We start from the raw sequence: 16,026 nt of genomic DNA on the forward strand, positions 1-16,026 counted from the left end.
GCCATAGAGTTGGGTTATGGCAGGTGATTTATTCCTGCTTTAGCCTTTGATTAAGAATATCTGACCTACGCGTGCAGCCGCGCGTGATCCAAAAGAGAAAAAAACTCTCCTGCCCTGGGCCTAGAATCAACGCTCTACTGCTCCAGCAACTCCCCAATAAACACAAAATCGAGGGTTGTGAGACGTGAATGCCCAAGAACCGTTACGCCTGCATGTGCCTGAGCCTTCGGGCCGCCCGGGGTGCCAGACTGATTTTAGCTACCTTCAATTGAGCCCTGCCGGCAGCGCCCGTAAGCCACCCGTGGACATCGATGCCCAAGACACCGCTGACCTGGCTACCGGCTTGGTGCGGGTATTGGACGACAACGGCCAGGCCGTTGGCCCCTGGGCCGAACCCATCCCCATGGAAACCCTCCATGCAGGGCTGCGCGGGATGATCAAGACCCGGGTCTTCGACGCCCGCATGGTCACTGCTCAGCGCCAGAAGAAAATGTCTTTCTATGTGCAAAGCCTGGGCGAAGAAGCCATTGGCACTGCCCATGCGCTGGCCCTGCGCGACGATGACATGTGCTTCCCCACCTACCGCCAGCAAAGCATCCTGCTGGCGCGCCAGGTGCCCTTGTTCGAGATGATCTGCCAGTTGTTCTCCAACGATAAGGACCCGCTCAAGGGTCGTCAGCTGCCGGTGATGTACTCCAACAAGGCCGCGGGCTTTTTTAGTATTTCCGGCAACCTGGCCACGCAATTCGTGCAAGGGGTGGGCTGGGCCATGGCGTCGGCCATTCGTGGCGACACCCGTATTGCCTCCGCCTGGATTGGCGACGGCTCCACCGCAGAGTCTGACTTTCACACCGCCCTGACCTTCGCCCACGTTTACCGGGCGCCGGTGATCCTTAACGTGGTAAACAACCAGTGGGCGATTTCAAGCTTCCAGCACATTGCCGGGGGCGAGGCCAGCACCTTCGCCGGCCGTGGGGTGGGCAGCGGGATCGCGTCCCTGCGCGTGGACGGCAATGACTTTCTCGCCGTGCATGCAGTGTCGCGCTGGGCTGCCGAGCGTGCCCGAAGCAACCTGGGCCCGGTGCTGATTGAGTGGGTCACCTACCGTGGCGGCCCTCATTCCACATCGGACGACCCCTCTAAATACCGCCCCGCGGACGACTGGTCCCACTTCCCCCTGGGTGATCCTGTCCAGCGCCTCAAGCAGCACATGATTGCCATCGGCGAATGGTCCGAAGCCCGGCACGAGGCGCTGGTGGCCGAACTGGAGCAAGAGGTGATTACCGCCACCCGCGAAGCCGAAAGCCACGGCACCTTGGGCGGGGACTCCTATGCCAGCGCGGCGACCATTTTCGAGGACGTGTACCAGGAAATGCCCGCGCACCTTCGTCGCCAACGCCAGCAGATGGGGATCTGACCATGAATATCGCACAACGGATCGAGCCCCCACAGGTGGCGGAACAGACCCGGGCCATGACCATGGTCCAGGCCATACGCTCAGCCCTGGACGTAATGCTCGATCGACACCCGACCGTGGTCACCTTCGGCCAAGACGTGGGGTACTTTGGCGGTGTGTTCCGCTGCACCGAAGGGCTGCAAGCCAAATACGGCAACAGCCGGGTATTCGACACGCCTATTTCCGAAAGCGGAATCGTGGGCGTAGCCGTGGGTATGGGGGCCTATGGCCTGCGCCCGGTGGCCGAGATTCAGTTCGCTGATTACGTGTACCCGGCCTACGACCAACTGACCTCTGAAGCTGCCCGCCTGCGTTTTCGCTCCGCTGGGGATTTCACCGCGCCGATCACCGTGCGCATGCCTTGCGGCGGCGGCATTTACGGTGGGCAAACCCACAGCCAGAGCCCGGAGGCTATCTTCACCCAGGTATGCGGCCTACGCACCCTGATGCCTTCGACCCCCTATGACGCCAAGGGGCTGCTGATCGCCGCCATCGAATGCGACGATCCGGTGATCTTCCTTGAGCCCAAGCGCCTCTATAACGGCCCCTTCGATGGTCATCACGACCGACCGGTGACGGCCTGGGCCGGCCATGCCGCAGCCCAAGTGCCAGAGGGCTACTACAGCGTACCCCTCGACAGCGCAGCCATCGTACGCCCTGGCAAGGACGTAACCGTGATCACCTACGGCACCACGGTGCACGTAGCAGTAACCGCGGCCGAGGAAGCCGGCGTAGACGCTGAGGTGATCGACCTGCGCAGCCTATGGCCGCTAGACCTGGACACCCTGGTGGAATCGGTGAAGAAGACCCGCCGCTGCGTGATCGTCCACGAGGCCACGCAAACCTGCGGGCTGGGCGCCGAGCTGCTGGCCTTGGTGCAGGAACATTGCTTCTACTGGCTTGAAGCGCCCATTGAGCGTGTGGCCGGTTGGGACACCCCCTACCCCCATGCCCAGGAATGGGCTTACTTTCCAGGGCCAGACCGGGTTGGAGCGGCCTTGAAACGTGTCATGGAGGTGCGTTGATGGGCCAGCATGTGATCAGGATGCCGGACATTGGCGAAGGTATCGCTCAGGTAGAGCTGGTGGAATGGTTCGTAAAGGTCGGCGACACCGTTATCGAAGACCAGGTGTTGGCCGATGTGATGACCGACAAGGCCACGGTGGAAATTCCCAGCCCAGTCACTGGCCGCGTGCTCGCCCTGGGGGCCACGCCAGGGCAAACCATGGCGGTGGGCAGCGAACTGATTCGCCTGGAAGTCGAAGGTACCGGCAACCTCAAGCCCGGTGCTGAACACGAACCTGCCCTGCCAGCCTTCGCAGCACTGAGCAAGCCGGCACCAGAACCCACGAAGAGCCCCACCGCTGCCGCCACGCCTGCATGCCCTGCCATGGGCGCCCGCGCGCCCGCCCCAGGCGAGCGCCCCTTGGCCTCGCCAGCGGTGCGCAAGCGTGCTTGGGATGAAGGCATCGATCTGGCCCAGCTACAAGGCAGCGGCCCGGCAGGCCGTATCGTTCACGCTGACCTGGACGCCTGGCGCCAGGGCCCAAGCGCCACGCGCGCCGCCACCCCCGCGGGTGATATTCAAGAAGTATCGGTGATCGGCTTGCGGCGCAAGATCGCCGAGCGGATGCAAGAGGCCGTGCGCCGCGCGGCTCACTTCAGTTACGTGGAAGAAATCGACGTCACCGCCCTGGAGGCACTGCGCCAACAGCTCAACGGCCGTTGGGGTGAATCCCGAGGCCGGCTGACCTTGCTGCCTCTACTGGTACGCGCTTTGGTGGTGGCCCTGCGGGATTTCCCACAACTCAACGCTCGCTACGACGACGAACGCCAGGTGATCGAGCGTCACGGCGCCGTGCATGTGGGCATCGCTACCCAGGGTGACCAAGGCCTGTTGGTGCCCGTGCTGCGTAACGCGCACAGCCAGAACCTGTGGGACAGCGCGCGTGAAATTTCCCGCATCGCCGAGGCTGCGCGCCATGGCAAAGCAGAGCGGGAAATCCTCTCGGGTTCGACCATCACCTTAACCAGCCTCGGCGCGCTGGGCGGTATTGTGTCCACACCGGTGCTGAACCTGCCTGAAGTGGCCATCGTTGGCATCAACCGCATGGTTGAGCGCCCCATGGCAGTCGACGGCCACGTGGTAATACGCAAGATGATGAACCTGTCCAGCTCTTTCGATCACCGAGTAGTCGATGGCATGGATGCCGCGCGGTTTATCCAGGCGGTACGGCTACTGCTCGAACAACCTGCCACCCTTTTCATTGAATAAGGCCCGTCCATGCACACATTGCAAACCCGGCTGTTGGTGCTCGGTGGCGGCCCCGGCGGTTATGTAGCTGCCATCCGTGCCGGCCAGCTGGGCATTCCAACGGTGCTGGTGGAAGCCTCGGCCCTCGGTGGCACCTGCCTGAATGTAGGCTGTATCCCCTCCAAAGCGCTGATCCATGTGGCCGAGCGCTTCCATCAGGCGAGCGAACCCACGCCTTTTGGCGTAAGCGCGGGCCAGCCTACCCTGGACCTGGCCCAGGCCGTAGGCTGGAAGGACACCCTGGTAGACCGCTTGACCACTGGCGTAGCGGCGCTGCTGAAAAAGTACAAGGTGCAGGTGATCCATGGCCTGGGCCGCCTCGTGGATGGCAAAACCGTAGAGGTAGGCGATACGCGTATCCACTGCCAACACCTGCTGCTGGCCACCGGTTCGAATAGCGTGGAGTTGCCGAACCTACCCGTTGGCGGCGCAGTCATGGATTCCACCCTAGCCCTGTCGCCTACCCATTTGCCTAAGCGCATGGCCGTTGTGGGGGGTGGCTATATTGGCCTGGAGTTGGGTATCGCCTACCGCAAGCTGGGGGTACAGGTGAGCGTGATCGAGGCCCAGCCGCGGCTGTTGCCGGCCTACGACGCTGAACTGACCCGCCCGGTGATAGAGCGTTTGGCTGCGTTAGGTATTCACGCCCTGCCCGGCCATGCCGTGGAAGGCTTCGATGCCCAGGCCAAACGACTGATTGCACGGCCTACCCAAGGCGGCGACCCGGTCGAGCTGAGCGTTGACAGTGTACTGGTGGCGGTAGGCAGAACGCCTTGCACCCAGGGCTTTAACCTCGAATGCCTGGACCTGGCCATGGCTGGCCGGGCGGTACAGGTGGATGCCCGTTGCCACACCAGCATGACCAACGTTTGGGCCATCGGCGACCTGGCCGGTGAGCCTATGTTGGCCCACCGCGCCATGGCCCAGGGCGAAATGGTGGCTGAGATCATTGCCGGGTATACCCGTAGCTTTATGCCCGCGGCCATTGCCGCGGTGTGCTACACCGATCCTGAGATCGTCGTGGTCGGTAAGCTACCGGAACAGGCCGGGGCCGCCCCCCTGGTGGCGAGCTTCCCCTTCGCTGCCAACGGGCGCGCCATGAGCCTGGGCGACACCAGTGGGTTCGTGCGGGTGGTGGCGCGGGCAGATGATCATTTGATCCTCGGCTGGCAGGCAGTAGGCCCTGGGGTCTCGGAGTTGGCGGCGGCCTTTAGCCAGTCCCTGGAGCTGGGCGCGCGCCTAGAGGATATCGCCGGCACCATCCACGCCCATCCCACCCTGGGGGAAGCGGTCCAGGAGGCGGCGATGCGAGCCTTGGGGCATGCGCTGCATATCTAGCTGACGGTGACCGGTGCCTGTTCTAGCAGGCGCGGGCCCTGAAACGCCGCCTGCCCGCTTTCCCCTCCTCCTTTCGCGCCTACTCGAATTGACCGATTGCCCTGCTCGTGCTTTGCTTACGCCCTTCGTTCGGGTGCCCTTCACAGGGTGAAACGGGAAACCGGTGTGCCGCAAGGTGAGTCCGGTGCTGCCCCCGCAACGGTAAGCGAGCGCGCTTCCAAACCACTGTGCCCTGGCATGGGAAGGGGGAGCGTTCAGGCAGCGTGAGTGCCACGCACTCGCGCCAGCCCCTCGCGAGCCCGGAGACCGGCCCGGTCGACCTTTCTAGACACACCCGCGGTGGGCGGGCTGTCCGGCCTTGCCAAATCAGGCAAGGGTTCGGCGCGCCTGCCCGCTAATTACCTGAGGGAAGCGCCATGCCTACTGTTACCACCGCCCGCCCGTCGTCCATTCCCGCCACCGCCAGTTTGGCCGAGCGTGCCATAGCCGCCTGTGTAGCCACCGTATTGGGCGCAAGCCTGGTGTATTTCGCCGGTTTCTCCCATATCCCCGCAGTGCATAACGCCGCCCATGACACCCGCCACAGCGCCGCTTTCCCTTGCCACTGAGGTGCCTGCCATGATCGCTCGTATCCTGCGTACGGCAGGCTTTGCCGGCCTGCTCGCCGCCCTGCTCCTCTCCCTGCTGCAAAGCCTGTGGCTCACGCCGCTGATTCTCAAGGCCGAGACCTTCGAGACCGCCGCGGCCGCGCCCCATGACCATGAACCTGGCGCCCAAGCGCCAGCCTGGGAGCCTGAAGACGGTTGGCAGCGACTAGCCTCCACCACCGGGGGTAACCTGGTGGTTGCGGTAGGTTTTGGCTTGATGTTGGCCGGGCTCTATACACTGCGTGCCCCAGGCCGTACCCCTGAGGGTTTGCTCTGGGGCCTGGCGGGCTACACCGTGTTTATCTTGGCGCCGACTCTAGGCCTGCCGCCAGAGTTGCCCGGCACGGCGGCCGCTGACCTGGGCAGCCGGCAATTGTGGTGGATCGGCACCGCGGCCTCGACCGCTGCGGCCTTGGCGCTATTGGTGTTTGCCAGGGGCTGGGCGCTAAAAGTAACGGGGCTGGCCCTGCTAGTGCTTCCCCACCTGATAGGCGCCCCCCAGCCACCTCAGCATGAAAGCCTGGCACCGCAAGCCCTGGCGCAGCAGTTCCGCTGGGCTGCCCAAGGGATCAACGTGGCCTTCTGGTTGGCCCTGGGCCTGGCCAGTGCCTGGCTATTTCGCCGCAGCCCCGGCGCCTGAACGGCCATGAATGCGCTCCAACCCCTGGTGGCCGGTTTCGGCTGCCGCCAGGGCTGCCCGCAAGCACAGGTATGGGCAGTGTTGCATAAGGCCTTGCTGCTGATTGGCGCACAGCTTGAGGACCTGCAAGGCCTTGCCACTTTCGAGCGGCGCACCCAGGAGCCTGGGCTGTTGGCCGTGGCACAGGCGTTGGGTTTCCCTCTGGTAGGCTATGGCGCGCCGGCCCTGGCGTGCTTCGAGGCCCAGCTGAGCCATCGCTCGGTCGTTAGTTGGCGCCACACCGGCTGTTATGGGATTGCCGAAAGCGCAGCCCTGAACCATTGCCACCAGTTGTACGGCGGCGCACCCCGGCTGGTGGTGGCACGCTTACAGAACGCCTACGCCACGGTTGCCCTGGCGTCCCCATTCCCAGCTGAACAGGCTTGACCCAAGGTATATGCAATGACTGTCTATTTCATCGGCGCAGGCCCCGGTGACCCGGATCTCATCACGGTAAAGGGCCAGCGGCTGATACAGCGCTGCCCCGTGATTATCTACGCCGGCTCCCTGGTACCAGAAGCGGTTTTGCACCAGCATACCGCCGAGCGCGTGATCAATAGCGCTGAGTTAGACCTGGATGCAATCCTCGAAGAAATCGCCCAAGCCCATGGGCGCGGCCAGGACGTTGCACGGGTGCATTCGGGCGACCCCAGCCTGTACGGCGCTATCGGCGAACAGATCCGCTGCCTGCGGGCACTGAACATTCCTTATGAAATCGTACCAGGCGTCACAGCCGTGGCGGCCTGCGCGGCGTTGTTGGGCAGTGAGCTGACCCTGCCTGGGGTGTCCCAAACCCTGATCCTCACTCGCTACGGCGCCCATTCGCCCATGCCCCCTGGGGAGGCGTTAGCTGACTTGGCCCGCCACGGCGCCACTCTGGCCATTCACCTGGGCGTAAGCCATTTGCCAGCAATTGTCGAAACGCTGATGCCCAGTTACGGCGCGGGCTGCCCCGTGGCAGTGATTTACAAAGCCAGCTGGCCGGAGCAGGACTGGGCCTTAGGCACCCTGGCCACGATCGAAGCCTTGGTCACGAAAAAGGGCTTCCGGCGTACGGCACTGATTATCGTGGGCCGCGTGCTGGGCAATGAGGTGTTCGACGAGTCTGCGCTGTACCGCGCCGGGCGTGCACACCTTTACCGGCCAGCTTAGGCAAGCATGGCCATAGCCAAGGCCGCGACTAAGCGCGGCCTCGGTTCACGGCTTACTCAGTAGTAGGCGTTTTCTTTCACAGTGTGGTCGGTTACATCGCGCACGCCCTTGAGCTCAGGAATGCGCTCAAGCAACGTGCGCTCGATACCTTCTCTGAGCGTCACGTCCGCCTGGCCGCAGCCTTGGCAGCCGCCACCGAACTGCAACACGGCTACACCGTCTTCGACCACTTCGATCAGGGTGACCTGGCCACCGTGGCTAGCCAAGCCGGGGTTGATCTCGGTTTGCAGGTAATAATTGATGCGCTCATTAATGGGGCTGTCTTCATTGACCATAGGCACCTTGGCGTTGGGTGCCTTGATGGTCAACTGGCCGCCCATGCGGTCAGTGGCGTAATCCACTACCGCGGCATCCAGGAAGGGCTCGCTGACCGCATCGATCCAGGCCGTAAAGCGCTTAAGGCCCAGCGGGCTGTCATCGGGCTTTTCTTCACCGGGCTTGCAGTAGGCAATACAGGTTTCAGCGTACTGGGTACCCGGCTGGGTGATGAATACACGGATGCCGATACCGGGAGTGTTCTGCTTGCTCAGCAGGTCGCCCAGGTATTCTTGAGCCGCGTCGGTAATCGTTATGGCGCTCATGTACATTCCTCACAGACTGGCCCGCAGTTTACGGCAAAGCGAGCGCTGGAGAAAGTCCTAGTAATTTTGTCGGGTTATAGCATGAGCAGGTTTCACGCGCGGCTCCATCAGCCAGCCCTTCATTCGGTAATAGAGGCGCTTTTCAATCCACTGGTAGCTCAACCATGACAGCCCGAGAATGGTGGGTACGCAGAACAGGCCGAACACCGCATAGGCATTGATGCCAAACCGCGTTGTGATGAACCAGCCCGCGTACAGTACCAGCAGGTGCACCAGGTATACCGAATAGGAACAGTCCCCCAGGGCCTTGAGCACGCGGTTGTGGGCAAAGCGGGATTCCAACGCCAGGCAGCTGGCCACGATGCCGGCACTGGGCAGGCCCCAGTTGAGCAGGCGATTGCTCGGCTCCAGGTGATAAATCATCAACGCGCAGGCGCCGACCAAGGCCAAGGGCAGCCATAGGCCGTTGCGTATCCAGCCGCGGCGCCAAGCCACGCCCAACACCATGCCTAGCAGGAATTCATACATGATGTTGTTGGCATAAAAACGAGACGACCAGCCCAGGTGGCTAAGCACCTGACTGGCGGCAAGCAGCGCGACAGCAACACTCAACGCTCGCCATGCCTTTGGCACGACGAAGGCCAGGGAGAACACCAAGTAGAAGAACATTTCGTAGTTCAGTGTCCAGCCTACGTTGAGCGTAGGGTACAAGCCATAACCGCCAGGGTTTTCTGCCGGTATGAACAGCAGCGATAAAATGAAGGTTGGCCAGTTCACTACCCCATGGGGCATATAACGCCCGACAGTCCACAGCATAAGCCCCATGGCCAGGGTGTAGAACCAATACGCTGGAATGATACGAATGGCTCGATTGAGCAGGAATTCCTTGGCCTGAAGGGGTTTGTCATAGGTGGAGAGGTAAATCACCAAGCCGCTGATGACAAAGAAAATGTCCACGCCTACTGACCCCTTGGCTGAAAACAGGTGGCCCAGCGCTCCGCCCCCTTTGAAATCAAAGAACACCTGCATAAAGTGATGAAAGACTACCAACCATGCCGCGATAGCCCGAAGCGCCTGAATCGAAATCAACATCTGCATTACCTTTGCCGCAAAACTTTACCACGCGTGTCAGGCGCGACCTCGTACATGCGACCCTCTCTCATCCTGGTTGTTGCAACAGAACGTACTTGCCCGGCTTTATAGCAACACAATGATCGCCTCAACATGAATAGAGTTCATGTTCATTCCTGCCCCGTCGTAACCCGCCTTAGCTTTGCTATCATCTTCGGCTTTACCGCACGCGCCAGAGCCCACCTTCCATGAATGATCGCCAAGCCCGCCTCACTGCCCTGCAAGACGCGTTGAAATCACGCATCCTGATCCTCGACGGTGGCATGGGCACCATGATCCAGAGCTATCGGCTGGAGGAAAGCGATTATCGAGGCGAGCGCTTTGCCGATTGGCCCAGTGATGTAAAGGGCAATAACGACCTGCTATTGCTGTCACGCCCGGACGTGATCGCCCAAATCGAAGCGGCTTACTTGGACGCTGGCGCGGACATTCTGGAAACCAACACCTTCAATGCCACTCAAGTGTCCCAGGCCGACTATGGCATGGAAGCGCTGGTGTACGAGCTCAACGTGCAAGGGGCAAAAGTAGCGCGCCAGGTAGCCGATGCCAAAACGCAGCAAACCCCACATAAACCTCGCTTCGTTGCCGGGGTATTGGGCCCGACCAGCCGCACCTGTTCGTTGTCGCCAGACGTCAACAACCCCGGCTACCGCAATGTAACCTTCGACGAACTGGTGGATAACTACACCGAAGCCACCCGTGGCTTGATCGAAGGTGGCGCTGACCTGATCCTGATCGAAACCATCTTCGATACCTTGAACGCCAAGGCGGCGATCTTCGCGGTGCAGGACGTGTTCGACGAACTGGGCTTTGAATTGCCGATCATGATCTCCGGCACCATTACCGACGCCTCCGGCCGTACGCTCTCCGGGCAAACCACCGAGGCGTTCTGGAACTCGGTGCGCCACGCCAACCCTATTTCGGTGGGTTTGAACTGCGCCCTGGGCGCCAAGGAGTTGCGCCCCTACCTGGAAGAGCTGGCCACCAAAGCAGGTACCTATGTATCGGCGCACCCTAACGCAGGCTTGCCTAATGCCTTCGGCGAGTACGATGAAACCCCCGAGCAAATGGCTGAAACCGTCGAGGACTTCGCGCAAAGCGGCTTTCTTAACATTGTAGGGGGTTGCTGCGGCACTACCCCGGCGCATATTGCCGCCATTGCCCACGCCGTGGCCCGCCACGCGCCCCGCGCCATTCCAGACATTCCTCGTGCCTGCCGGTTATCTGGCCTTGAGCCCTTCACCATCGACCGCCAGTCGCTGTTCGTCAACGTGGGCGAGCGTACCAACATCACAGGCTCGGCCCGTTTCGCCAGGCTGATCCGCGAAGAGAATTACACCGAAGCCCTGGAGGTGGCGCTGCAGCAGGTGGAAGCCGGGGCCCAGGTCATCGATATCAACATGGACGAGGGCATGCTCGACTCCAAGAAGGCCATGGTGACCTTCTTGAACCTGATCGCTGGCGAGCCGGACATCTCCCGCGTGCCCATCATGATCGATTCGTCCAAGTGGGAGGTCATCGAAGCAGGCCTTAAGTGCATCCAGGGCAAGGGCATCGTCAACTCCATCAGCATGAAAGAAGGCGTGGAGGCCTTTATTCATCATGCCCGCCTATGCAAACGCTACGGCGCGGCCGTGGTGGTAATGGCCTTCGACGAAGACGGCCAGGCCGATACCGAGCAACGCAAGGTGAGTATCTGCGCCCGCTCCTACGATATCCTGGTGAACCAGGTCGGCTTTCCACCGGAAGACATCATCTTCGACCCCAACATCTTTGCCGTGGCCACCGGTATCGAAGAACACAACAACTATGCGGTGGACTTCATCAACGCCTGCGGCTGGATTCGCGACAACCTGCCCTATGCGCTGACCTCCGGCGGCGTGTCCAACGTCTCTTTCTCGTTCCGCGGCAATAACCCGGTACGCGAGGCGATCCATTCGGTGTTTCTGTTGCACGCCATTCGCAATGGTTTGACCATGGGTATCGTCAACGCCGGTCAACTGGAGATCTATGACGAAATCCCCGCCGCCCTGCGTGACCGGGTCGAGGATGTGGTGCTCAACCGCACCCCCGAAGGCACCGAGGCGCTGCTGGCCATCGCTGACCAGTACCGGGGCGATGGCAGCACCAAGGAAGCCGAAACCGAGGAGTGGCGCGGCTGGGACGTGAACAAGCGGCTGGAGCACGCCTTGGTCAAGGGGATCACGACCTACATCGTGGAGGATACCGAACTGTCCCGGCAGGGCTTCAAGCGCCCCATCGAGGTGATCGAAGGCCCGCTGATGGCTGGGATGAACGTGGTCGGTGACCTGTTCGGCGCGGGCAAGATGTTCCTGCCCCAGGTGGTCAAATCCGCTCGGGTCATGAAGCAGGCCGTGGCGCACCTGATTCCGTTCATCGAAGCGGAAAAAGGCGACAAGCCCGAGGCCAAGGGCAAGATCCTGATGGCTACCGTAAAGGGCGACGTACACGACATCGGTAAGAACATCGTGGGCGTGGTGCTCGGCTGCAACGGCTATGACATCGTCGACCTTGGGGTGATGGTGCCGGCAGAGAAAATCCTGCAGGTTGCCAAGGAACAAAAGTGCGACATCATTGGGCTCTCGGGCCTGATCACTCCGTCCTTGGACGAAATGGTCCACGTGGCACGGGAGATGCAGCGCCAGGGCTTTACCCTGCCGCTGATGATCGGCGGCGCTACGACCTCCAAGGCCCATACGGCGGTGAAGATCGAGCCGCGCTATAGCAATGATGCAGTGATCTACGTTACTGACGCATCCCGCGCGGTGGGGGTGGCCACCCAGCTGCTGTCCAAGGAACTCAAGCCGGCCTTCGTGGCGCGCACGCGCGTGGATTACCAGGAAGTTCGCGAACGTACCGCCGCCCGTGGCAGCCGCACCGAGCGCTTGAGCTATCCCCAGGCGGTAGCGGCCAAACCGAAGTGGGACTGGGCTTCCTATACCCCGGTATGCCCTACCTTCACTGGCGTCAAAGTGCTGGAAGACATTGACCTAAAGATGCTGGCGGAATTTATCGACTGGACGCCCTTTTTCATTTCCTGGGACCTGGCCGGCAAATACCCACGCATTCTGACCGATGAGGTGGTAGGCGAAGCCGCGACGGCACTGTTTGAAGATGCGCAGGCCATGTTGCACAAGCTCATCGACGAGAAGCTGATCAAGGCCAAGGCGGTGTTCGGCTTCTGGCCGGCTAACCAGGTGGCCGACGACGACATCGAGGTCTACGGCACCGAGGGTCGGCCCGTTGCCCTACTGCACCACCTGCGTCAGCAGACCATCAAGCCTGACGGCAAGCCGAACTTGAGCCTGGCGGATTTCGTGGCGCCCAAGGACAGCGGCGTGACGGACTACATCGGCGGTTTCATTACCACCGCCGGCATTGGTGCCGAGGAAGTAGCCAAGGCCTACCAAGATGCTGGCGACGATTACAATTCCATCATGGTCAAGGCGTTGGCAGACCGCCTGGCCGAGGCCTGCGCCGAGTGGCTGCACTTGCAGGTTCGCAAGGAGCATTGGGGGTACGCCAACGACGAACAGCTCGATAACGACGCCCTGATCCGTGAGCAATACCGTGGCATCCGCCCAGCCCCTGGTTACCCGGCCTGCCCCGATCATACCGAGAAAGGCACCCTGTTCACCTTGCTTGACCCGCAAGGCATCAGCGGCGTGACCCTGACCGAACATTATGCAATGTTCCCCACGGCGGCCGTGAGCGGCTGGTACTTTGCTCACCCACAGGCCCAGTACTTTGCCGTGGGCAAAGTAGACCGGGACCAGGTGACTAGCTATTCCAAGCGCAAGGCGCAGGACATGACCCTAACCGAACGGTGGCTCTCGCCAAACCTGGGATACGAGGCATAACCCTTTTAAAACAATAACCTACCTGGTTTATTTAAATAGAACTGCAGGAGCCAGCGTTAGCTGGCGAATGCCATCGGCAGACATGCCAGGATTCGCGAGCTTTGCTTGCTCCTACAGAAAGTATAACGATTTCAGTTATTTGCCACTCACACCTAACTTCCTTCTGTAGGAGCCAGCGCTAGCTGGCGAATACCATCATAAGAAAGGGTAAAATTCGCAAGCTTTGCTCGTTCCTAAGCGTTTTTTCAACAACTTACCTCCACTGGCTAATCCAATTTATCAGCTAATGGGTCGTCGCCCAAAACACTACGGCGGCAATGACGATCACGGCCATAAAGGCCGTGGCCCAAGCGTCGATAGGATGGCTGGTTTTTTTAGGCTTCACAGAAAGGTGGCGCATGGTCGATACCTTTATTGTTGTTCGTCCACAACGTAGGACGTTAGTCCCAGTTAAGCTCAGCTTGGGGTAACTCGCCACCTGCGCGCTGAACGCCCCGGGATCAATCACTTTGCATATCGACTTTAGCTATTTCCTTATAAGAAAACTTCGCTTCAGTGGATAAGCCAAAAAAGGTATCTTCCGTCGGCTCTGCGAAGAGTGCGCAACCGTGAGCGCTGACCCGCCTGAAGACAGGACACCTATGTACGTTTACGACGACTACGACCAACAGATCATCGAGGACCGCGTAAAGCAGTTCCGTGACCAGACCCGCCGCTACCTTGCCGGCGAGCTCAGCGAGGAAGAATTCCGCCCGCTGCGCCTGCAGAACGGCCTCTATATCCAGCGTTTTGCCCCTATGCTGCGGGTCGCGGTGCCTTACGGTCAGTTAAGCTCGCGACAGACGCGCATGCTGGCCAAGATCGCTCGGGATTACGACAAAGGCTACGCTCACATCAGCACACGGCAGAACGTACAGTTCAACTGGCCCGCGCTAGAAGACGTGCCTGACATTCTGGCCGAGCTGGCCACGGTGCAGATGCACGCCATTCAGACCAGTGGCAACTGCCTGCGCAATGTGACCACCGACCAGTTCGCGGGCGTGGCCGCCGATGAGCTGGTCGACCCCCGCCCATGGTGCGAGATCGTGCGCCAGTGGACCACCTTTCACCCAGAGTTCGCCTACTTGCCGCGCAAGTTCAAGATCGCGGTCAACGGTGCCCACAGCGACCGTGCCGCTATCGAGGTCCATGATATTGGCCTGGAGCCGGTGCGTAATGGCGCGGGCGAGTTGGGCTTTCGTGTGTTGGTTGGCGGTGGCTTGGGGCGCACTCCGGTGGTGGGTGCCTTTATCAATGAGTTCCTGCACTGGCAAGACCTACTGAGCTACCTGGATGCCATTTTGCGGGTGTACAACCGCTATGGCCGTCGGGACAACAAGTACAAGGCGCGGATCAAAATCCTGGTCAAGGCACTGACCCCCCAAGTATTCGCGCAGAAGGTCGAGGCCGAGATGGCCCACTTGCGTGGGGGCGCGACCACCCTGACCGAGGCCGAAGTGCAACGTGTTGCGCGCCACTTCGTTGACCCGGCCTATAAAGCGTTGAGTGACCAGGCCGACACCCTCGCCCGCCTGAGCGCCGAGCACCCAGGTTTTGCCCGCTGGCGACAGCGCAACGTTTTCGCCCACAAGCGCCCGGGTTACGCGGCCGTTACCCTCTCGCTCAAACCCACCGGCACCGCCCCGGGCGACCTGACCGACAAGCAGCTCGATGCCATCGCTGACCTTGCCGAGCGTTACAGCTTCGGCCAGCTGCGTACCTCCCATGAGCAAAACGTGATCCTGGCCGACGTAGAACAAGCCCAGTTGCACGCCCTGTGGCTCGAAGCCCGCGAGTTTGGCTTTGCAACGCCAAACATCGGCCTGCTGACCGATATCATCTGCTGCCCGGGCGGCGACTTCTGCTCCCTGGCCAACGCCAAGTCCATTCCGATCGCCGAATCCATCCAACGCCGTTTCGACGACCTGGATTACCTGTTCGACATCGGCGAGCTAGACCTGAACATTTCCGGCTGCATGAACGCCTGTGGCCACCACCATGTGGGGCATATCGGCATTCTGGGCGTTGATAAAAAAGGCGAGGAGTTTTATCAGGTGTCCCTGGGCGGCAGCGCGACCCGCGACGCCAGCATCGGCAAGATCCTTGGGCCCTCCTTTGCCCAAGACGACATGGCGAATGTGATCGGCAAACTTATCGACGTGTACGTGGAAAAGCGCACTGAAGACGAGCGCTTCATCGATACCTATCAGCGTATCGGCATCGAACCCTTCAAGGAGCGCGTCTATGCAGCGAATCATTAAAAACAACCAGGTGGTGGATGAAACCTGGCACCTATTGCCCAAGACCGTCACCTTGGACGAGTTGAGCAACTGCGATGATTACATCGTGCCACTGGCCCTGTGGCGTGAACATGCCCACGCGCTCAAGGCCCGCGATGGTGGCGTGGGCGTTTGGCTGGATGCCGATGAGCAAGCCGAGGAAATCGCCAGTGACCTGAGTCACTTTCAAGTTATCGCGCTTAATTTCCCTGCGTTCACCGACGGGCGCAGCTATTCCAATGCCAGGTTGCTGCGGGATCGCTACGGCTTTAAGGGGGAACTGCGGGCCATAGGCGATGTGCTGCGTGATCAGTTGTTTTACATGCACCGGTGTGGTTTTGACGCCTTCGCCGTGCGAGCCGATAAAGACCCCTACGAAGCGCTGGAAGGCCTGCGGGACTTCTCCGTAGCCTACCAAGGCGCGAGTGACGAACCCCGACCGCTGTTCCGACGTCGTTGATAAACAGGG

General features: G+C 60.9%; 13 protein-coding genes and 1 riboswitch. Of the genes, 11 read left to right on the forward strand and 2 right to left on the reverse strand.

Going from position 1 to position 16,026, the window contains the following annotated elements; genetic code table 11:
* The first annotated feature begins 184 nt into the window (after positions 1–184).
* From ACWKV4_RS07500 to cobM, 8 genes are all read left to right on the forward strand, one after another.
* Positions 185–1,417 (forward strand): thiamine pyrophosphate-dependent enzyme, encoded by a 1,233-nt coding sequence (locus ACWKV4_RS07500; protein WP_483831437.1) that lies wholly within the window; start codon positions 185–187, stop codon positions 1,415–1,417.
* Between the two features lie 2 nt (positions 1,418–1,419).
* Positions 1,420–2,481: an alpha-ketoacid dehydrogenase subunit beta gene (locus tag ACWKV4_RS07505; RefSeq protein ID WP_483831438.1), complete on the forward strand. Its 1,062-nt coding sequence runs from the start codon at positions 1,420–1,422 to the stop codon at positions 2,479–2,481.
* On the forward strand, positions 2,481–3,731 hold the full coding sequence (locus ACWKV4_RS07510; protein WP_483831439.1) for a dihydrolipoamide acetyltransferase family protein: 1,251 nt from the start codon (positions 2,481–2,483) through the stop codon (positions 3,729–3,731). Before ACWKV4_RS07505 ends, ACWKV4_RS07510 begins: the two co-directional genes overlap by 1 nt.
* 9 nt (positions 3,732–3,740) lie before the next feature.
* The gene (gene lpdA, locus ACWKV4_RS07515; RefSeq protein ID WP_483831440.1) at positions 3,741–5,108 is read left to right on the forward strand and encodes a dihydrolipoyl dehydrogenase; all 1,368 of its coding nucleotides are present in this window, start codon (positions 3,741–3,743) and stop codon (positions 5,106–5,108) included.
* A 114-nt stretch (positions 5,109–5,222) separates the two neighbouring features.
* A riboswitch (cobalamin riboswitch) is annotated at positions 5,223–5,437 on the forward strand.
* A gap of 87 nt (positions 5,438–5,524) precedes the next feature.
* On the forward strand, positions 5,525–5,716 hold the full coding sequence (locus ACWKV4_RS07520) for a CbtB domain-containing protein (RefSeq protein WP_483831441.1): 192 nt from the start codon (positions 5,525–5,527) through the stop codon (positions 5,714–5,716).
* A gap of 10 nt (positions 5,717–5,726) precedes the next feature.
* Positions 5,727–6,395, forward strand: a complete 669-nt coding sequence (locus ACWKV4_RS07525) for a CbtA family protein (RefSeq protein WP_483831442.1) — start codon at positions 5,727–5,729, stop codon at positions 6,393–6,395.
* A 6-nt stretch (positions 6,396–6,401) separates the two neighbouring features.
* Positions 6,402–6,821 carry a cobalamin biosynthesis protein gene (locus ACWKV4_RS07530; protein WP_483831443.1) on the forward strand — a complete coding sequence of 140 codons (420 nt, stop codon included), beginning with the start codon at positions 6,402–6,404 and terminating at the stop codon, positions 6,819–6,821.
* A 15-nt stretch (positions 6,822–6,836) separates the two neighbouring features.
* Positions 6,837–7,586: a precorrin-4 C(11)-methyltransferase gene (gene cobM, locus ACWKV4_RS07535; protein ID WP_483831444.1), complete on the forward strand. Its 750-nt coding sequence runs from the start codon at positions 6,837–6,839 to the stop codon at positions 7,584–7,586.
* A 56-nt stretch (positions 7,587–7,642) separates the two neighbouring features.
* Here the strand turns inward: cobM and nfuA are convergent, their stop codons facing one another.
* Both nfuA and ACWKV4_RS07545 read right to left on the reverse strand, forming a co-directional pair.
* Positions 7,643–8,227, reverse strand: coding sequence for a Fe-S biogenesis protein NfuA (gene nfuA / locus ACWKV4_RS07540; RefSeq protein ID WP_483831445.1), 585 nt, complete (start codon positions 8,225–8,227; stop codon positions 7,643–7,645).
* A 57-nt stretch (positions 8,228–8,284) separates the two neighbouring features.
* Positions 8,285–9,319, reverse strand: coding sequence for an acyltransferase family protein (locus ACWKV4_RS07545; RefSeq protein ID WP_483831446.1), 1,035 nt, complete (start codon positions 9,317–9,319; stop codon positions 8,285–8,287).
* A gap of 227 nt (positions 9,320–9,546) precedes the next feature.
* Here ACWKV4_RS07545 and metH point away from each other — a divergent pair, with 227 nt between their 5' ends.
* The 3 genes from metH (at position 9,547) to ACWKV4_RS07560 (ending at position 16,017) form a co-directional block, all read left to right on the forward strand.
* A complete protein-coding gene (gene metH, locus ACWKV4_RS07550) occupies positions 9,547–13,239 on the forward strand; it encodes a methionine synthase (protein ID WP_483831447.1) in 3,693 nt (1,230 codons plus the stop codon).
* A gap of 641 nt (positions 13,240–13,880) precedes the next feature.
* Positions 13,881–15,539 carry a nitrite/sulfite reductase gene (locus tag ACWKV4_RS07555; RefSeq protein WP_483831448.1) on the forward strand — a complete coding sequence of 553 codons (1,659 nt, stop codon included), beginning with the start codon at positions 13,881–13,883 and terminating at the stop codon, positions 15,537–15,539.
* Positions 15,523–16,017 (forward strand): DUF934 domain-containing protein, encoded by a 495-nt coding sequence (locus ACWKV4_RS07560; RefSeq protein ID WP_483831449.1) that lies wholly within the window; start codon positions 15,523–15,525, stop codon positions 16,015–16,017. The genes ACWKV4_RS07555 and ACWKV4_RS07560 overlap by 17 nt, the downstream gene beginning before the upstream one ends.
* The last annotated feature ends 9 nt before the right edge of the window (positions 16,018–16,026 follow it).

This window comes from Pseudomonas artemisiae (genome assembly GCF_057128685.1).

What these genes read in the sequence shown, in the direction of transcription:
- ACWKV4_RS07555 (WP_483831448.1), top strand. Translation starts at nt 13,881, where the DNA reads ATGTACGTTTACGACGACTACGACCAACAGATCATCGAGGACCGCGTA.
- nfuA (WP_483831445.1), bottom strand. Translation starts at nt 8,227, where the DNA reads ATGAGCGCCATAACGATTACCGACGCGGCTCAAGAATACCTGGGCGAC.
- ACWKV4_RS07560 (WP_483831449.1), top strand. Translation starts at nt 15,523, where the DNA reads ATGCAGCGAATCATTAAAAACAACCAGGTGGTGGATGAAACCTGGCAC.
- ACWKV4_RS07545 (WP_483831446.1), bottom strand. Translation starts at nt 9,319, where the DNA reads ATGTTGATTTCGATTCAGGCGCTTCGGGCTATCGCGGCATGGTTGGTA.
- ACWKV4_RS07530 (WP_483831443.1), top strand. Translation starts at nt 6,402, where the DNA reads ATGAATGCGCTCCAACCCCTGGTGGCCGGTTTCGGCTGCCGCCAGGGC.
- cobM (WP_483831444.1), top strand. Translation starts at nt 6,837, where the DNA reads ATGACTGTCTATTTCATCGGCGCAGGCCCCGGTGACCCGGATCTCATC.
- lpdA (WP_483831440.1), top strand. Translation starts at nt 3,741, where the DNA reads ATGCACACATTGCAAACCCGGCTGTTGGTGCTCGGTGGCGGCCCCGGC.
- metH (WP_483831447.1), top strand. Translation starts at nt 9,547, where the DNA reads ATGAATGATCGCCAAGCCCGCCTCACTGCCCTGCAAGACGCGTTGAAA.
- ACWKV4_RS07510 (WP_483831439.1), top strand. Translation starts at nt 2,481, where the DNA reads ATGGGCCAGCATGTGATCAGGATGCCGGACATTGGCGAAGGTATCGCT.
- ACWKV4_RS07525 (WP_483831442.1), top strand. Translation starts at nt 5,727, where the DNA reads ATGATCGCTCGTATCCTGCGTACGGCAGGCTTTGCCGGCCTGCTCGCC.
- ACWKV4_RS07505 (WP_483831438.1), top strand. Translation starts at nt 1,420, where the DNA reads ATGAATATCGCACAACGGATCGAGCCCCCACAGGTGGCGGAACAGACC.
- ACWKV4_RS07520 (WP_483831441.1), top strand. Translation starts at nt 5,525, where the DNA reads ATGCCTACTGTTACCACCGCCCGCCCGTCGTCCATTCCCGCCACCGCC.